The following is a 15,991-nucleotide window of genomic DNA, read 5'->3' as shown; positions in this document are numbered from 1 at the left end:
GGAAACATGAAGATATTAGTAATTAATTGCGGATCTTCTTCTCTAAAATATCAACTAATTGATATGGAAACTGAAGAATTGATGGCAAAGGGTTTAGTTGAAAGAATTGGAATTGAAGGTTCAAGAATTAAACACGAGACAATAGGAAAGGAAAAGAAAACTATTGAAACTCCAATGCAAGACCACAAGAGAGCTCTTGAACTTGTAATGGAATCCCTAACAAATGAAGAATACGGTGCAATTAAATCTCTTGATGAAATTGATGCAGTAGGTCACAGAGTTGTACACGGTGGCGAAGACTTTGCTCAATCTGTTATAATCGACGAAAAAGTTTTAAAGGGAATTGAAGATAATGTTGAAATAGCTCCTCTTCACAATCCACCAAACATTATGGGAATCAAGGCTTGCCAAAGACTTCTTCCTAATGTTAAACAAGTTGCAGTATTTGATACAGCTTTCCACCAAACTATGCCAGCTGAAAGCTACATCTATGCACTTCCATACGAATACTATGAAAAATATAAAATCAGAAGATTTGGTTTCCACGGAACTTCTCACAAATACATCACTAATAGAGCTGCAGAAATGCTAGGAAAAGATGTAAATGAAGTTAACTTAATCACTTGTCACCTTGGCAATGGTTCAAGTATCTGTGCAGTTAAAAATGGTAAATCCATTGACACTTCCATGGGCTTCACTCCACTTGAAGGAATTGCAATGGGAACTAGATGTGGTGATTTAGACCCAGCTATTCTTCCATTCTTAATGGAAAAAGAAAATCTTTCTACTGATGAAATTAACACTTTAATCAATAAAAAATCTGGTGTACTAGGAATTTCTGGAGTATCTAGTGACTTTAGAGATATTGAAGCAGCTAGAGATGAAGGAAACAAGAGAGCAAAACTTGCCCTTGATATCTTCGAAAAAAGAGTTCGTGGCTACATTGGTTCTTACATGACTGAACTTGACCATGTTGATGCAATTGTATTTACTGCAGGCGTTGGCGAAAACTCAATTGAAATGAGAGAATCAATAGTTAATGGCTTAAAATCTCTTGGACTTAAAATAGACACAGAAAGAAATAATGTCAGAGGAGAAGACAAACTTATTTCTGCTGACGATTCTTCTATTAAGATTTTTGTAATCCCAACTAATGAAGAGCTTATGATTGCAAGAGATACAAAGGCACTTGTTGAGGCATAATTTTCAAGATTTTTGTTGACATTTGAAAAATAAAAAGTTATAATGATTTGTATGTATTTTTGAGGTGAGTATATGAAATTAGATCTTAGTACTTTTTTGTCATCTGATGATGTTAGGCTTGACTTTCAGGGCAGCTTAAAGGAAAATGACACGGATTTGAGTTTAGAAGATCTAAATCTCATCTATCCAATAGAGTACAAGGGATATATTCATGATTTGACAGGGGAATTAGAACTTTGTCTTGATATTTCCTACAAGTTCAAAGCAGTCTGTGACAGATGCCTCAAAGAGTTTATAAAGGAAAAAGAGACATCTTACATTGCTTACAATTTTAAAGATACAAGTTTATATGATGAAGATTCTGTAGACGAATATTTTAAAATTATTGATGATTCAGTAGATCTTTCAGAGATTATTTTCTCACAAATTGTTACTTCAATTTCTGGTAAAAATTTGTGCAGCGAAGATTGCAAGGGACTTTGCTCTCATTGTGGCAAGAACTTAAACGAAGGTCCTTGTGATTGTCAGGAAGAAGAATCACCAGAAGAGACAGTGGATCCAAGATTTGGAAAGTTATTAGATTTATTTAAAGATGAGGAGGTGTAGAAATGGCCGTACCTAAGAGAAAAACTTCAAAACAAAGAAAGAATAAGAGAAGAGCATCTTCTTACAGATTAAATAAAGCAACAGTAGTTGAATGTCCTAACTGCCATGAAATGAAATTACCTCATAGAGTTTGTCCTTCTTGTGGACACTATGCAGGCAAAGAAATTATTGCAGAAGCTGAATAATAAAGTGAGACTTAGGTCTCGCTTTTTTTATGTAAATTTACTCTATAACATTTTAGATTTATGTCTAGAATATTATAGAGTTTTTTATTGCAATTTTTAAGAAAGTTAAAGTTAAACTATAATAAAATTTAATTGAAAAAATAAGCTTCATCTTGTGCTATAATAAAATTATGAAAAAGTTAAAAAAAGCTGATATTTTAGTTATTATTTTAATAGTTATTCTTTCTTTTTTAATTTATTTTTTTACAAACAAACTTCCCAAGGAAGATGCAAATATTTCAAAAAAAGTTGTTATAACTGTGGACGGGAAAATATATAAAGAAGTTCCCTTAACTAAAAAGACAGATGAAAAAATCGATATAAATACTGTTTACGGTAAGAATGAAGTAATAATTGAAAAGGGTGAGGTGCACATGCATGAATCTAATTGCAAGGATAAAATTTGCATGAAGATGGGGAAAATTTCTATTCCTGGAGATTCAATCATCTGCCTACCTAATAGAGTCATGGTAAAAATTGTCTCTGACAAAAAGAACCATGATAGTTTGGATTTGATAATAAAATGAGAAATAATAGAAAATTAATTTATTTATCTCTACTTAGCGCCTTAGGAATTGTCCTTGGTCTCTTTGAAAGTGTAATTCCACTTCCAGTTGCCATTCCAGGTGCTAGGCTAGGTCTATCAAATATTGTTGTTCTTGTAACTATAGTTGCCATTGGATATAAGGAGGGCTTTTTTGTCTCAATTTTTAAGACTGTTATCTTGGCACTGGTCACTGGCGCTGTGTCTAGCTTCTTTTTTTCCATGGGCGGCGCTATTTTAAGTTCACTTGCCATGATTATTTCTCATAAATTTTTGAGAAAATATTTATCTTTAATTGGAATAAGTGAAATTGGCTCATTTTTTCACAATTTAGGACAAGTTTTAGTTGCATCCTACATCATGAAGACTACGGCAATACTTGCCTATCTACCACTGCTTGTTATTTTAGGGATTTTCACAGGATTTTTTGTTGGACTTGCTTCAATTTATATAGTTGACAACACAAATATATCAAAGGAGAGGGCTTGAAATGGAAAATATTATTTTGGCATCAAATTCTCCAAGAAGGAGAGAAATTTTATCGCATTTTATAGATTTTAAGGTAGTTTCGAAAGATATTAATGAGAAAAAGGACGATTCTTATTCGCCCTGGACTACTGTCATGGCACTTGCCTTTGAGAAGGGAATAGCAGTGGCAAGGGATAATGAAGATGCCATTGTTTTAGCTGCAGACACCTTGGTTGAACTTGAGGGAAGGCTTCTTGGCAAGCCAAAGGATCGCGAAGATGCAAGAGAAATGATAAAAATCCTAAGAGGAAGGACTCACAGAGTCTTTACAGGCTACGCAATTTTTAAATTATCTCAAAAAATTAAATACCTAAACTACGAAGAATCTTCTGTAAAATTTTATGATTTAAGTGATGATGAAATAGAAAAATATTTGGACACTCTTGAATACAAGGACAAAGCTGGTGCCTATGGAATCCAGGGCAAGGGGTCTCTCTTAGTTGAAAAAATAGAGGGAGACTATTTTAATATTGTAGGGCTTCCAATAGGAAAGATAAATAGAGATTTAGTGAGATTATTTAATTTAAGCTTGTGGTGATTTTATGAAAGAAAGAGAAATTGAAAGATACACTATTAAGGAGATGCCAGAGGAGGAAAGACCTCAGGAAAAACTTTTAAAGTTTGGACCAAATTATCTCTCCAATGCTGAACTTTTAGCTCTTATTATAAGGACCGGGTCCAAGAGTGGCCATTCAGCCATTGATACAGCAAATAAAGTTCTTAGAAGTTTAAAATCAGAAAATGATAGGAACGGTTTAAATAGTCTTAAAAATGCAACTTTTGCCAACTTAATGCAAGTGGAAGGCATTGGAGAAGCCAAGGCAGCCATGATAATTGCAGCTGTGCAATTGGGCATGCGACTTTCTGTCAGTTCTTATGATTCAAAAATTAGGGTTACATCGCCATCGGTTGCTGCAAACTATGTTTTAAGCGACATGAGCGTCTTAGAAGAAGAACATTTTAGGATTATAACCTTAAATACAAAAAAAGAAATTAATTTTGTGAGAGAAATTTCTAAGGGAACTATAAACATGACTCTCGTTCATGCCAGAGAGGTTTTTAGGGCTGCAATTTCTGATAATGCTCACACAATTATTTTGTTACATAATCACCCAACAGGGGATCCAAAGCCATCAAAGGAGGATATTGACCTTACTAACACATTAGTTCAGGCATCAAAGATAATTGGAATTGATATTTTAGACCACATAATCATAGGAGATAATAAGTATTTTAGTTTCTTGGAAGAAGGACTTATTTAGGAGGTTTTATGAGAATTTGTGCCCTTGGAGACTCCATATTTGAAGGATATTTAGTTGGAGGAAAATCTCTAATTTATTATTTGCAGGGAAAAGGTTATGATATTGACAACTACGGGGTAAATGGTTTAACCACTGATGAAGTTCTATATGCAATAAATAATTTGATGACTTATGATTTATATTTTCTTCTCATAGGCTTAAACGATTTTTATAACGGAAGATCTCTTGACTATGTCACAAAAAATATAAATAAAATCATAGAAAAATTAAAGAGCTTAGGCGGCAAAATTATTGTCATCACACCTTATCCCACATCTTTTAAAAATTTAGACGAGGCCTATGAAAGTTTTATTAACTTTAATTCAGTGAACAAAAATATAGAAAATCTTGACAAAGTTTTAAAAGAAAATGCCAAGGATTATAAAGTCATTTCATTTTATGACTATGCTAAAGAAAATTACATTGAAGATGATTTAATAGATGGAATACATCCAAACGAAAGGCTTCATGAGAAGTTGGCAGAATTTGTAGAGGAAAAATTAAATGGATATATTTGATATTTTTAGCAAAAAAATTGGTTATAGGCGATTTTCAAATCGAGAAAAGATTTTATTTGTAGTTTTAATTTTGTTATTTATAGAATTTTTATTTTATAATTTTCTCATAAGAGCTGAGGCACAAAAGGTCTCAGAAGTTGACTTTAACGAGAGCCTTAAAAGTGAAGAGCAAGACAACAAGTACAGTGGACTTAAAGATTTTTCTAAGGAAAATATTGATAAAATTTCTGCTGAAAATAATTTAAATAGAGATAATTTTACCAAGGAAGGGCAGACTGACATAGAAACTCTTGCAATTTCTGGAAAAATTGAAAATAGCGACATAAATAAAATTTCTACCTTCACAAATTATTACGGATATTCAAATATTGAGTTAAATAGAAGAGACGAAAATACTTTTACATATAGATTTAAGGCAGAAAAACCATCAAAGGCAATTTATTATTCAGATCTAAAGGAAGCTTACTTTAACGAAAATAAAGAAGATAAGACAAATAATGTAGATCCTAGTGGAGAGACTTTAAATCCTAAAGAAGATAAAAATAATAAGGCAGAAGAAATAAAAAACACGAGGGCTAAGGAAGTAAAAAATAACAAGGTTCAAAAAATTACAAATACAAAAGCCATAAATCCTAGTAAAGCTCCAGCAACAGAAAAAGTTTCTGCAAAAGCAAGTGAAAAAAAGAACAGTAAAATAAAGGGTCAGGAAGTATCCTTATCAATTTTTGATGATTTAAATGACAATTCAAATAATAAGTCTAAAGATAAGGCTGAAAGTATTTTTGATGATTTAGATTTTGAAAATAAAAATGCCAAGGAAAATAAATTTTTAGTTGATGACAGCATTAGGACAAATTATTATAGCGAATCTGGCATCACATCCTTTTATGCAAAGGCAGAAAATATTTACGACGACATAAAACTTGGAGTGGAAAAAAATTGCCAGGAAATTTCTCTTTCCATTTTATTCCCCTATGATTCTTGTAAAGAAATTGGACTTGTAAATCTTAAGGGAGAAATAATTCCTTACAAAGGAAGCATATATCAGGGTGAGTGGTTTAGGATAAATTTATTTGCAGAAAACATCAGCCATGTTTATTTAGTGCCAAAAAATAATAAAGACCTATTCTTTTTTGTAAAAGAAGTTGACTATAATGAAGACATTTAAAGGCTTTACCTTAATCGAACTAGTTATAACTCTTGCAATTACAATGATCCTTTTGTCTATAGGCATGATTAATTTTAATGTTCGCGACAAAATCGAAGCCAGGGAAGAAATTAAAAGTCTGGCTCTAGATATAAAGTTTCTAAAAAATTACGCTCAAGTGAATAATTGTAAAACTAGTATAAAAATAGAAAATGATGGCTACAAAATGATTTTTGGCGACAAAACTAAGACTGTAAAATTTAATAAATTACTTAGGCTAAAGTCAACTAATGTTAGAAATATTAATTTTACAAGTGGCGGCAAGCCCTCCTATGTGGCTAGCAATAATTCTGCAGGCACAATTATTTACTCCATAGGGGATAAAAAATCAATTAAAATCACAGTGGAGCCTGTCACTGGCAAGGTGAATTATTATGAACTTAAAAACTAAAAATAAGGGACATTTAATGATTGAAGTCTTATTTTCCATAGCTCTTATTGGTCTAATAGCCTCTGTAATTATGCCCAATATTATTACTCTTTTGGAAAATCAAAATCATTTGAAGGAAAGAGAACTTTTAATTTATGCTGTAAATTCAAAAATGGAAGAAATAATTGGTGAGTCATACAACAATAGGGATTTAAATATAAACTTTGACAGTGGAGAAGGGGAGAATCAAGATTTTATTATTGATGTGACAAAAAATAGTGAAGGAAATTTAAATCATGTAATTGTCAGTGGAAAGAGGCGAGATAGTGATGAAGAAATTAAAATGGAGGTTTACCTCCCAAGAGAAGGGCTATTCACTAATTGAGCTTGTCCTTTCTATTGCCATGCTTTTAATTATAGCCATGGTACTTACTTCTATTCTTGGTATTTCTCAAAAGGCTCTCAACAAAACTTATATAAATCAAAATGTAAATTCAGACTTGTCATATGCCCTTGAGTATATCAAGGACGAAATCGAAAGTTCTGATTACTACACAAATATTGACGGAAAAATTTATTTTATAAAGAAATTTCAAGGAAAGTATATTTATATAAATTACGGCAAAATGAATGGAAAATTATATAGATTTGCCTCAACAGAGAATAAACTCAAAAAATTTGATAAGCTTCATGCAAAGGGAAAGAATGCTTTAACAGAAAGTATTGTGGCTTTTAAAATAAGTGATGAGGGAAATTATTTTAAGGTTTATATAAATTATAATGACCTTGATAAAATAAATTTTAAAATTGCGAAGAGGATACAGTTCTATGAATAAGAGAGAAGAAGGCTATATTTATATTTTCACAATAATTTTAATTTCACTACTTGCTCTCTTCTTTTATTTTATTTATTCTTACACAGCAAATACATCCTATATAAATTTACATAGAGTAGAGAGAATCCAGTCAAAATACGCAGCAGAATCTGTTTTAAACATGAAGATTTCTGAAGAAAACTTTAATCAAGACTTAAAAGATTTTATATTATCAGAAAAATATTCAAAAAATTTGATAGCAAAATCTTTGCCTAAGGATACAAAAGTAGAGAAGCTTAAAATATCCAATGAAGATTTTTTGGATAAGTATAATAATTATTTTGATTTTGCAGAATTAAATACAGTAGTGAAGTATAAAAATTCACTGGCTGGGGCAAGGATTAGGGCGAATTTTGTAAATAAAATTTATAAAGAGGAGGATGGAATTTTAAATTCTGGAAAAATTAATAAAGATGATTTAGAAAAGTTAAAAAATTCTTTTGAAGATAATAATTGGTCTATGCCTGGCAAAAAAGTTATAGACTTAGATGGCGATTTTATTTACGGAGAAGAGAAGGGCAAAAAATTTATTTTTGAAGAAGTAGAAGACTTAGATGAAAAGACTGGTGAAAAAATTATAAAGAGAAATCCACTTTATTCTTTAGAAGGTGTGAAGGCAATTATTCAAAAAAGTGGTAGCCTAAAGATAGAAACAGATATAAATAATCAAATTTTATTATTAAATGACAAAGTTTTGTTTAATGATAATGCAATATCTGGTATAATTATTGTAAATAATAATGCGCAAATTTCTAATAATTGCAAATTAGAGGGATATTTAATTGATTTATACGATAAAAATCCTAGTATAGCTGTTAAATATCATCCACTAGTCTTAAGAGATTTTAGTTCAGTGCTACCTGATTATATAAAATTTCAGCCAATTTCACTTAACTATTATGATTTAGAAGACAATACTTAATATGGAGGAAAATATGATAACTGCAGGAGATTTAAGAAAAGGACTTACATTTGAATGGGACGGAGATGTTTGGGTTGTATTAGACTTTCAACACGTTAAACCAGGTAAGGGTGCAGCTTTTGTAAGAAGTAAAATTAAATCAGTACTTACTGGTGGTATTAAAGACACAACTTTTAACCCATCAGAAAAATTTGAAAAAGTTGTAATTGAAAATAAAGAAATGCAATATTTATATTCTGATGGAGCACTTTATTACTTCATGGATCAAGAAACTTACGAACAAATTCCACTAGAAAAAGACATGGTTGAAGACGCTCTTAATTTCATGAAAGAAAATGATATGGCAACTATTAACTTCTACAAGGGCAAGCCATTTAGAGTTACACCTCAAAACTTTGTAGAACTAGAAGTTACAGAAACTGAACCAGGTGTCAAAGGAGATACATCAAGTGGTGGCTCTAAACCTGCAACTGTAGAAACAGGTTACACTCTTAATGTACCACTTTTCATTAATACAGGCGACATTATAAGAATTGACACAAGAGATGGCGAATATATGTCTAGAGTTTAATTTGGAGGTACTATGGAATATTTATTAAAGAGAATATCATATTTACAAGGACTTTGTGATGGATATGATTTGGACACAACTACTAATGAAGGTAAAATTATATCTGAACTTGTAGATATCTTAAGCGATGTTATTGATGAAATGAGAGAATCTCGTGAAGAAATCGAAGATTATGTTGACATCATTGAAGAAGACCTTTCAGATTTAGAAGATTATGTTTATGAAAATGAAGACATGGATTTTGATTTATACGATGATGATTTTGACTTTGATGATTTAGAAATCTATGACGAAGACAAAGAAGATAGCGAAGAAGAATAATTAAATTTTTTAAAAGGCGAGGGTTTCCTCGTCTTTTTTAGGATAAATTTATTTTAATAGGAGAAAATATGATTATAAAAGGCGGAAGAATAATAGATCCTCTTTCAAAAACTGATGAAATTTTAGATATAAGAATTGAAAAGGGAATTGTAAGTGAAATAGAAAAAAATATTGATGAAACAAAATTTCCCCACGAAGAAATAATTGATGCTAGGGGAAAAGTCCTTGTTCCAGGTCTTATTGATGTTCATGTTCACTTTAGAGACCCTGGTCAAACCTATAAGGAAGATTTAGAAAGTGGAAGTCAGGCTGCCATAGCTGGAGGTTTTACAAGTGTTGTGCAAATGGCAAACACTAGCCCAAAAATTGACGACAAGGAAAAAATTATTGACCACTACAAAAAGGCGCGAGATCTTCCTCTAAAAGTATTTACAGTTTCAGCCCTTACAAAAAACTTTGGTGACCTAGAACTTGTTGACATGGAAGAAAATTTTAAGACCGGAGCAGTAGCTTTTACAGACGATGGAATCCCCAATAGAAATTCTAAATTAATAGTAGATGCCATGAATCGTGCAAAAAAATTAGGGGCTATAATTTCTTTTCACGAAGAAGACCCAAATTTAATTGAACAAAATGGAATAAACCATTCAGAAGTTTCTGAAAAATTAAATATTTACGGTTCGCCAACTATTGCCGAGACATCCTTTATAGCAAGAGATGTTGCCATGGCAATTTATACGGGAGCCAAGATTTCCATTCAGCATATTTCTACTGGACTTGGAGTTGATCTTGTTAAATTTGGAAAATCCATGGGGGCAAATATTTTTGCAGAGGTTACGCCACATCACCTTGCCTTAAATGATTCTGCTCTTTTAAAATATGGAACTCTTGCAAAGATGAATCCACCACTAAGAAGTGAAGAAGATAGGTTGAGAATTATCGAGGGAATAAAGGAAGGCACCATAGAAATTATTGCGACAGACCATGCTCCTCACAGCCCTGAAGAAAAAGAAAAAGAATTGACGAAAGCGCCATCAGGAATTATTGGACTAGAGACATCTTTTTCAATTTGCTATGAAAATTTAGTCTTAAGTGGAGAAATTTCTCTCATGAAATTAATTGAAGTGATGAGTACAAATCCAGCAAAAATTTATGGACTTGAAGGCGGAGAAATTGCAGTAGGTAAGCTTGCAGATTTGGCTATAATTGACCTTGAAAGTGAATATAAAATTGAAAAATTTAAATCAAAATCATCTAATAGTCCCTTTGCAAATAAGACTTTAAAGGGCGAGGTTCTTTATACAATATCTGAAGGAAAAGTCGTATTTAGAAAATAAATATGTCAAAGTGGATACAAAGATAAAGATTTAAGCCAATTACTTTAAAATTCCATAGGATTGATATATTATTAAAATAGGGAGGTAGTAATGAGAATTTTTAATTACACTTTACTTAATTTTAATAGTATTAAAAACACCTTTAAAAGATTTCCATTTACAATAATTTCTGCAACACTTGCCACAGTATTTTTAATCTTGTCAACTTTTGATGAATACGCAGAAGCATATAATAACAAGATGATGAGTCTAGGACTAGTTTTTGTTTTTGGAATTTTTCTCTACGCCTTTATCAAATTATTTAATGAAGGGCTTAGAAATTATTACGACCTAAAAAATTTAAAAAATAATAATTTATTTAAAATACTATCTTATATAATAACTATTCCAATTTTATATGGGGTTTATGAGCTTGTATACCAAGAAAAGGAAGTCTTGTCATTATATGACAATAATTTTATATATTTTGCACTAATTGCAGCCTTAGTAGTTGGCACATCATTTGTGGGAAAATTTAATTATCACAAGGATTTTGTTGTCTATGTTGCAAAGATTTTGAGGGCCTTTATAATTTCAAATATTTATAGCTTTATTGTCTTTGTTGGCATAAGTGGAATTATTTTTGCTCTTAACAGCTTATTTAAATTTAATTTCCCATCTTCAGTTTATTTGAGAGTTGCAATTGTTTCCTTTATTTTATTTAATGTGGTGACATTCTTCTCTGATTTTCCAAAGGTGAGAGATTCCTTCACAGACTACAAATATCCTAAGGCTTTTAAAATTCTCTTAGTCTATATAATTACTCCAATTGTATTTATTTATACTCTAGTTTTACTTGCTTATTTTGTAAAAATTTTAGTTCTTTGGCAAATTCCAAATAATTTAATTGTAAATTTAGTTATTTGGTTTGCAAGTTTTTCAGTTGTATATTTATTTTTCCTTTCCAGAGTAAATAGCATTAAAATTATAAATAATTTTAAAATTGTCTTTCCTTTTACGCTTTTTCCACTACTGGGAATGATGTTTTTTGCCATTTATTTGAGAATCAAAGAATATGGAATGACAGAAAATAGATATATAGTAATTGCAGCAGGAGTATGGATTTTACTTTCTCTAATTTACTATATTTTTTACAGAGACAATTCAAATATAAGTATTCCAATATTTTTGTCTGTTATAATTTTAATCACAGGTCTTGGACCAGCTTCAGCAATAAGTCTAAGTATTAGGTCACAAAATTCTAGATTTGAAAAACTTCTAATGGACAATAAGATGATTGAAGGAGAAGAAATAAAGCCAAATATTAATATTGGAACTGAGGCAAAAAATCAAATTGTGGACATAGTAAGCTACATGGTAAGGACAGATAAGGTGGACAAACTTTCCTATATGCCAAAGGATTTTAAGCTAAATGAAGACAGCTTTACAAAACTTTTTGGCTTCTCCAATATTATTGAAAACAAAAATTATCTTGGCTATTCTTACACTGATAATTTGTCTAAGGACAGCGAGCTTGGATTTGATATTGATATTGAAGGCTACAAACATTTAATTTATGTTTATTCTCTTGACGATGTTGTAACTTCAGGAAACTATAAATTTGAAAAAGATAAAAAAGAAATAAAAATTTATAAAAAATCAAAAAGTGATTACAAAATAATTTTAACTATCGACATGGCTAAACTTCGAGACAACTTAAAACTTCTGAAGAAGACTAAGGAGCGCATTGCCCCTGAAGATTTAGAAATAAATAAAGATGGATATAAAGTTTTATTTACAAATATTTATTTTGGAAGTGAAGATAATCTTGATGATGCCTATATCGAATTTTATCTTTTGACTAAGTAGGAGTGATTTTTTGTATTATATAAATTTTGAGAATGATGTCTTTATCGACGATAAAATTGACCTTAGACCAATTTCTGATATTTTGAAAATATATTTAAATAAATGCGATTCCTATCAAATAAAAATTTTAAAAGATGATAATAAATCAAAAAAATTAGTTGAAGAATTTGCAGTTTATTCAGATGAAGATGGCTATGAATATATTTTTCAAGGAATAGTAGATGACGACTTCAAAAAAATGATTTTAGAAAATTTACTTGGAGAGTCTGCCCTAAACTTTATGGGCATAAGCCTTTATGACGATGGAATTTTAAAACTAGAAATTTTAAATTATGGCAGTGAAGTTTATCTCTATGGCTTTGACGAAAAATCTGTAGTAGCCTTTTCTGAAGAGCTAGAAAAAGTCTATGGCATAAAGGAATTAAATGTCTATATAGAGGATGGGGAAGATGATGAGAAGGAAGAAGCCCATCATCATGACCACCACCATGAGCATAACCACGATTGTAGTTGCCAGCCTGATAAGGAAGATGAAAATTCTTGCGGCTGTCAGTGAGACTGATCTAAATAAAAAAAGAGTCTATCAAATTGATAGGCTCTTATTTTTTGATTTAAAATTATGAAAGTTCTTCTGAAATTGCAGCGCTTACTTTTGGAAGGAGTTGTTTTTTTCTTGAGAGAAGCCCTTCTGATAAAAACTTGTCGTCAACAAGTTCTTTATCAAATTTTCTTGCAATAGCTTCTTTATAACTTCCTGCTAAAATTATTTCTGAAACTTCTTTAAAAATATCTGTAATCATAAGGACAAAAGTTTCGGCATCAGAAGTTTCTATGAAGTGTTCCATGGCTTCCTTTAAATCTTTTTCTACAGAGACAGTGCTTTCCAAGTCCATAGTAAAAATTTGGCAGACTCTAACATTTACTCCTTCAATTGAAAAGTTTTTAACATCAGATTTTAAAAGTTCATCAGGTTTTCTACCTTCGAGACTTGTACCTGCCTTAAACATTTCCATGGCAAATTCTTCTACATCAATAGCTGCAATTTTTTTCATTTTGTTAAGAACATATTTGTCTGTAGCAGTTGAAGTAGGAGACCTAAATAAAAGTGTGTCAGAAATAATTGCTGCACAGAGAAGGCCTGCAACTTCGCGAGATGGTTTTATGCCATTTTCAAAAAACATCTTTGAAACTATAGTGGCAGTTGAGCCCACAGGTTCGTTTCTAAAATATATTGGTGATGATGTAGAAATATTTGCAACTCTGTGATGGTCTACGATTTGCACAATTTCTGCAGAATCAATATCGTCAATGGATTGGTTCCTTTCGTTGTGGTCAACTAAAATTATTTTTTTTCTCAAATTTGAAATTAAGTGGTAACGGGAAATATTTCCAATTACTTTATTCTTGTTGTCGAGAACTGGATAAGACCTAAATCTTGATTGTGCCATTTTTTCTCTGACATCGTCGATTAAGTCGTCCTTGTGAAAGACAACTAAGTCATCTCTTGTCATTACATATTCAACGGGAACTGCTTGCGGCAAAATTCTTGCAACCATAAAAGTTGAAAGACCAGTTGAGATTACGGCAACATTATTTTCCTTGGCAAGCTCTAAAAGTTTATCGTCAAGTTTACTTGAAATAGTTAAAATTAATAGGGAGATGCCCTTTTTTATTACTGATTCTTGGTCCTTTACATCATCTCCAACTATTACAATGTCACCTTCATTAATTAAATCTTGATTTTTTATAGCTTTGACTGCCATTTTGCCAGATAATTTTCTTGGATTTTCTGGAAGATAGAGGACCTTTCCTCTAAGCACATCTAAAATATTTTCAAAGCTTGTATTACTTCTTCCAATAATTGAGTCGTCCCAAATTTCCATATAAGTTGCTGCAATGTTAGATAGACTTACGATTCCAATTAAGTTGTCGTCATCGTCTACAACGGGCAAGGAATTGATATTGTTTTTTTGAATCAATTCCATTGCTGATGCCATTGAAAGACTTGGATTGACGCAATAGGCAGCGTCAATTTCTATATCTCTTACTTGAGGCTTTATAGAAGTCTTTAGTCTTGGCTTTTGAACGTCAAAATGTTTAAGTACAAATTCAGTTTCTTTATTTAAGTTTCCTAGTCTAATTGCCTCAGCATCTTCGCCCATTTTTGTTTTTAATTCTGCAAGGGCGATGGCGGAACATATACTATCAGTGTCAGGATTTTTATGTCCTGTTATATAAATTTTATTTTTCATAATTCCTCCAAATTTCTTTGATATTATAGCATACTTTTTTCTAAATTATTGTAAATTTCTATAATTTTAGGATATAATTTATCTGTGATACTATGAATATAATAATTATTGGTGCAGGACCAGCAGGTATGGTTGCTGCCATAAATGCAAAAAATGAAAATAACAAGGTAATATTATTAGAAAAAAACGAAAGAATTGGAAAAAAACTCTTGGCTACAGGAAATGGCAGATGCAATTATACAAATTTAGTTTTGTCAGAAGAAAATTATTCTTCAAAAGATTTTGTGAAAGAGACATTAAAGGATTTTTCCAACGAAGACTTGATAAACTATTTTAAGGTCTTGGGGCTTGAGTCCACCACAGATGGCAATAGGGTCTATCCTCTTACCTTAAAAGCAAATTCTGTCCTAAATATTTTAATCTACTGGCTAGAAAAAAAAGGCATCGACATTAGGACTGGCACTGAAGTAAAAGAAATCAAAAAAAACAAAAGTGGCTTTGATGTAATTACTGATAGTGAAACAATTAAGGCTGATGTAATCATAGCTGCCTTTGGTGGAAAGTCCATGCCAGCCAGTGGCTCTGATGGGAGAAGTTTTGAAATTCTAAAAAAACTTGGCTTAAAGATAACAGACTTAAAGCCAGCTCTCACTCAAGTAAAATTAGAATCCAAGTACCTTAAACATTTAAGTGGCACAAAGGTCCTTGGAGAGGCAAAATTATTTAAGGGAAATAAAGAAATCGATAGAAGAAGGGGAGAAATTTTATTTACCAATTATGGGATAAGTGGGCCACCAATTTTAGACTTGTCTGTAAATATTTCTGAAGATAACTTTATTGAAGTTCCCCTTATAAATAATGTAGATGAAAAGACATCAGATATGCTTTACAGCAGATACTATATGTTCCCAGATTTTTCTCTTGAAGAATATTTAATGGGAATTGTAGATAAAAAGTTTATTCACTACATCCTTGATTATTTAAATTTAGACAAAAAAATTGCCATGAATATGATTTCTATGACAGATTTTCAAAAAATCATAGAAATTTTATTGAAGTCTCGCTTTAAGGTAATTGGCACAACAGGTTTTAAAAATTCTCAAGTGACAAGAGGCGGTGTGGATTTAAGCCAAATAAATTGTCATGACTACTCAACAAAAAAATATGAGAATTTATATATTATTGGCGAAGCACTTAATATTGATGGAGACTGTGGAGGTTATAATTTGCACTTTGCCTTTGCCTCTGGTTTTAGACTTGGCAAAATCCTAAGTGCAAAAAACTAACAAAATATTTGCAATAGAAGTTAATTCAGATTAAAATAATTTTGGCGTAAAAAAATTTTAATCACTCATAAAAATTTG

General features: G+C 31.2%; 20 protein-coding genes. 19 read left to right on the top strand and 1 reads right to left on the bottom strand.

Annotated elements, in window-relative coordinates; translation table 11 throughout:
* Positions 1-6 precede the first annotated feature (6 nt).
* The 18 genes from Q0U74_RS01670 (at position 7) to Q0U74_RS01585 (ending at position 12,931) form a co-directional block, all read left to right on the top strand.
* A complete protein-coding gene (locus Q0U74_RS01670; protein WP_297392337.1) occupies positions 7-1,203 on the top strand; it encodes an acetate kinase in 1,197 nt (398 codons plus the stop codon).
* A gap of 72 nt (positions 1,204-1,275) precedes the next feature.
* Positions 1,276-1,809: a DUF177 domain-containing protein gene (locus tag Q0U74_RS01665; RefSeq protein WP_297392335.1), complete on the top strand. Its 534-nt coding sequence runs from the start codon at positions 1,276-1,278 to the stop codon at positions 1,807-1,809.
* Between the two features lie 2 nt (positions 1,810-1,811).
* Positions 1,812-1,994: a 50S ribosomal protein L32 gene (gene rpmF, locus Q0U74_RS01660; RefSeq protein ID WP_019124550.1), complete on the top strand. Its 183-nt coding sequence runs from the start codon at positions 1,812-1,814 to the stop codon at positions 1,992-1,994.
* A gap of 170 nt (positions 1,995-2,164) precedes the next feature.
* Complete coding sequence (locus Q0U74_RS01655) at positions 2,165-2,560, top strand: NusG domain II-containing protein (protein ID WP_297392332.1); 396 nt, start codon at positions 2,165-2,167, stop codon at positions 2,558-2,560.
* Complete coding sequence (locus Q0U74_RS01650) at positions 2,557-3,066, top strand: Gx transporter family protein (RefSeq protein WP_297392330.1); 510 nt, start codon at positions 2,557-2,559, stop codon at positions 3,064-3,066. The genes Q0U74_RS01655 and Q0U74_RS01650 overlap by 4 nt, the downstream gene beginning before the upstream one ends.
* A gap of 1 nt (position 3,067) precedes the next feature.
* Positions 3,068-3,643 (top strand): nucleoside triphosphate pyrophosphatase, encoded by a 576-nt coding sequence (locus Q0U74_RS01645; protein ID WP_297392328.1) that lies wholly within the window; start codon positions 3,068-3,070, stop codon positions 3,641-3,643.
* A 4-nt stretch (positions 3,644-3,647) separates the two neighbouring features.
* Entirely contained in the window at positions 3,648-4,367 is a 720-nt protein-coding gene (gene radC / locus Q0U74_RS01640) for a DNA repair protein RadC (RefSeq protein ID WP_297392327.1), read from the top strand.
* An 8-nt stretch (positions 4,368-4,375) separates the two neighbouring features.
* Positions 4,376-4,924, top strand: a complete 549-nt coding sequence (locus Q0U74_RS01635) for an SGNH/GDSL hydrolase family protein (protein WP_019124545.1) — start codon at positions 4,376-4,378, stop codon at positions 4,922-4,924.
* The gene (locus Q0U74_RS01630) at positions 4,911-6,092 is read left to right on the top strand and encodes a hypothetical protein (RefSeq protein ID WP_297392325.1); all 1,182 of its coding nucleotides are present in this window, start codon (positions 4,911-4,913) and stop codon (positions 6,090-6,092) included. Before Q0U74_RS01635 ends, Q0U74_RS01630 begins: the two co-directional genes overlap by 14 nt.
* Entirely contained in the window at positions 6,079-6,522 is a 444-nt protein-coding gene (locus tag Q0U74_RS01625) for a type II secretion system protein (protein WP_297392323.1), read from the top strand. The genes Q0U74_RS01630 and Q0U74_RS01625 overlap by 14 nt, the downstream gene beginning before the upstream one ends.
* Complete coding sequence (locus tag Q0U74_RS01620) at positions 6,506-6,886, top strand: type II secretion system protein (protein ID WP_297392320.1); 381 nt, start codon at positions 6,506-6,508, stop codon at positions 6,884-6,886. The genes Q0U74_RS01625 and Q0U74_RS01620 overlap by 17 nt, the downstream gene beginning before the upstream one ends.
* A complete protein-coding gene (locus tag Q0U74_RS01615) occupies positions 6,831-7,337 on the top strand; it encodes a PilW family protein (protein ID WP_297392319.1) in 507 nt (168 codons plus the stop codon). The genes Q0U74_RS01620 and Q0U74_RS01615 overlap by 56 nt, the downstream gene beginning before the upstream one ends.
* Positions 7,330-8,298, top strand: coding sequence for a hypothetical protein (locus tag Q0U74_RS01610; protein ID WP_297392317.1), 969 nt, complete (start codon positions 7,330-7,332; stop codon positions 8,296-8,298). Before Q0U74_RS01615 ends, Q0U74_RS01610 begins: the two co-directional genes overlap by 8 nt.
* A 13-nt stretch (positions 8,299-8,311) precedes the next feature.
* Positions 8,312-8,869, top strand: coding sequence for an elongation factor P (gene efp / locus Q0U74_RS01605; RefSeq protein WP_297392315.1), 558 nt, complete (start codon positions 8,312-8,314; stop codon positions 8,867-8,869).
* Positions 8,870-8,881: 12 nt separating this feature from the next.
* Positions 8,882-9,190 (top strand): CD1247 N-terminal domain-containing protein, encoded by a 309-nt coding sequence (locus Q0U74_RS01600; RefSeq protein WP_297392313.1) that lies wholly within the window; start codon positions 8,882-8,884, stop codon positions 9,188-9,190.
* Between the two features lie 68 nt (positions 9,191-9,258).
* The gene (locus tag Q0U74_RS01595) at positions 9,259-10,527 is read left to right on the top strand and encodes a dihydroorotase (RefSeq protein WP_297392312.1); all 1,269 of its coding nucleotides are present in this window, start codon (positions 9,259-9,261) and stop codon (positions 10,525-10,527) included.
* 90 nt (positions 10,528-10,617) lie between these two features.
* On the top strand, positions 10,618-12,375 hold the full coding sequence (locus tag Q0U74_RS01590) for a DUF4153 domain-containing protein (protein WP_297392310.1): 1,758 nt from the start codon (positions 10,618-10,620) through the stop codon (positions 12,373-12,375).
* Between the two features lie 10 nt (positions 12,376-12,385).
* The gene (locus tag Q0U74_RS01585; protein ID WP_297392308.1) at positions 12,386-12,931 is read left to right on the top strand and encodes a hypothetical protein; all 546 of its coding nucleotides are present in this window, start codon (positions 12,386-12,388) and stop codon (positions 12,929-12,931) included.
* A gap of 61 nt (positions 12,932-12,992) precedes the next feature.
* Here Q0U74_RS01585 and Q0U74_RS01580 read toward each other — a convergent pair whose 3' ends face one another.
* Entirely contained in the window at positions 12,993-14,627 is a 1,635-nt protein-coding gene (locus tag Q0U74_RS01580; protein ID WP_297392306.1) for a putative manganese-dependent inorganic diphosphatase, read from the bottom strand.
* 92 nt (positions 14,628-14,719) lie between these two features.
* Between Q0U74_RS01580 and Q0U74_RS01575 the strand changes: the two genes are divergently transcribed.
* Positions 14,720-15,913 carry an aminoacetone oxidase family FAD-binding enzyme gene (locus Q0U74_RS01575; protein ID WP_297392304.1) on the top strand — a complete coding sequence of 398 codons (1,194 nt, stop codon included), beginning with the start codon at positions 14,720-14,722 and terminating at the stop codon, positions 15,911-15,913.
* The last annotated feature ends 78 nt before the right edge of the window (positions 15,914-15,991 follow it).

The organism is uncultured Peptoniphilus sp. (genome assembly GCF_946998875.1).
Classification (GTDB): Bacteria; Bacillota; Clostridia; order Tissierellales; family Peptoniphilaceae; genus Peptoniphilus_A.
The sequence above is the reverse complement of the archived record's forward strand: the minus strand, read 5'-3'. Positions and strand labels throughout refer to the sequence as shown.

What these genes read in the sequence shown, in the direction of transcription:
- Q0U74_RS01670 (WP_297392337.1), top strand. Translation starts at nt 7, where the DNA reads ATGAAGATATTAGTAATTAATTGCGGATCTTCTTCTCTAAAATATCAA.
- Q0U74_RS01665 (WP_297392335.1), top strand. Translation starts at nt 1,276, where the DNA reads ATGAAATTAGATCTTAGTACTTTTTTGTCATCTGATGATGTTAGGCTT.
- rpmF (WP_019124550.1), top strand. Translation starts at nt 1,812, where the DNA reads ATGGCCGTACCTAAGAGAAAAACTTCAAAACAAAGAAAGAATAAGAGA.
- Q0U74_RS01655 (WP_297392332.1), top strand. Translation starts at nt 2,165, where the DNA reads ATGAAAAAGTTAAAAAAAGCTGATATTTTAGTTATTATTTTAATAGTT.
- Q0U74_RS01650 (WP_297392330.1), top strand. Translation starts at nt 2,557, where the DNA reads ATGAGAAATAATAGAAAATTAATTTATTTATCTCTACTTAGCGCCTTA.
- Q0U74_RS01645 (WP_297392328.1), top strand. Translation starts at nt 3,068, where the DNA reads ATGGAAAATATTATTTTGGCATCAAATTCTCCAAGAAGGAGAGAAATT.
- radC (WP_297392327.1), top strand. Translation starts at nt 3,648, where the DNA reads ATGAAAGAAAGAGAAATTGAAAGATACACTATTAAGGAGATGCCAGAG.
- Q0U74_RS01635 (WP_019124545.1), top strand. Translation starts at nt 4,376, where the DNA reads ATGAGAATTTGTGCCCTTGGAGACTCCATATTTGAAGGATATTTAGTT.
- Q0U74_RS01630 (WP_297392325.1), top strand. Translation starts at nt 4,911, where the DNA reads ATGGATATATTTGATATTTTTAGCAAAAAAATTGGTTATAGGCGATTT.
- Q0U74_RS01625 (WP_297392323.1), top strand. Translation starts at nt 6,079, where the DNA reads ATGAAGACATTTAAAGGCTTTACCTTAATCGAACTAGTTATAACTCTT.
- Q0U74_RS01620 (WP_297392320.1), top strand. Translation starts at nt 6,506, where the DNA reads ATGAACTTAAAAACTAAAAATAAGGGACATTTAATGATTGAAGTCTTA.
- Q0U74_RS01615 (WP_297392319.1), top strand. Translation starts at nt 6,831, where the DNA reads ATGAAGAAATTAAAATGGAGGTTTACCTCCCAAGAGAAGGGCTATTCA.
- Q0U74_RS01610 (WP_297392317.1), top strand. Translation starts at nt 7,330, where the DNA reads ATGAATAAGAGAGAAGAAGGCTATATTTATATTTTCACAATAATTTTA.
- efp (WP_297392315.1), top strand. Translation starts at nt 8,312, where the DNA reads ATGATAACTGCAGGAGATTTAAGAAAAGGACTTACATTTGAATGGGAC.
- Q0U74_RS01600 (WP_297392313.1), top strand. Translation starts at nt 8,882, where the DNA reads ATGGAATATTTATTAAAGAGAATATCATATTTACAAGGACTTTGTGAT.
- Q0U74_RS01595 (WP_297392312.1), top strand. Translation starts at nt 9,259, where the DNA reads ATGATTATAAAAGGCGGAAGAATAATAGATCCTCTTTCAAAAACTGAT.
- Q0U74_RS01590 (WP_297392310.1), top strand. Translation starts at nt 10,618, where the DNA reads ATGAGAATTTTTAATTACACTTTACTTAATTTTAATAGTATTAAAAAC.
- Q0U74_RS01580 (WP_297392306.1), bottom strand. Translation starts at nt 14,627, where the DNA reads ATGAAAAATAAAATTTATATAACAGGACATAAAAATCCTGACACTGAT.
- Q0U74_RS01575 (WP_297392304.1), top strand. Translation starts at nt 14,720, where the DNA reads ATGAATATAATAATTATTGGTGCAGGACCAGCAGGTATGGTTGCTGCC.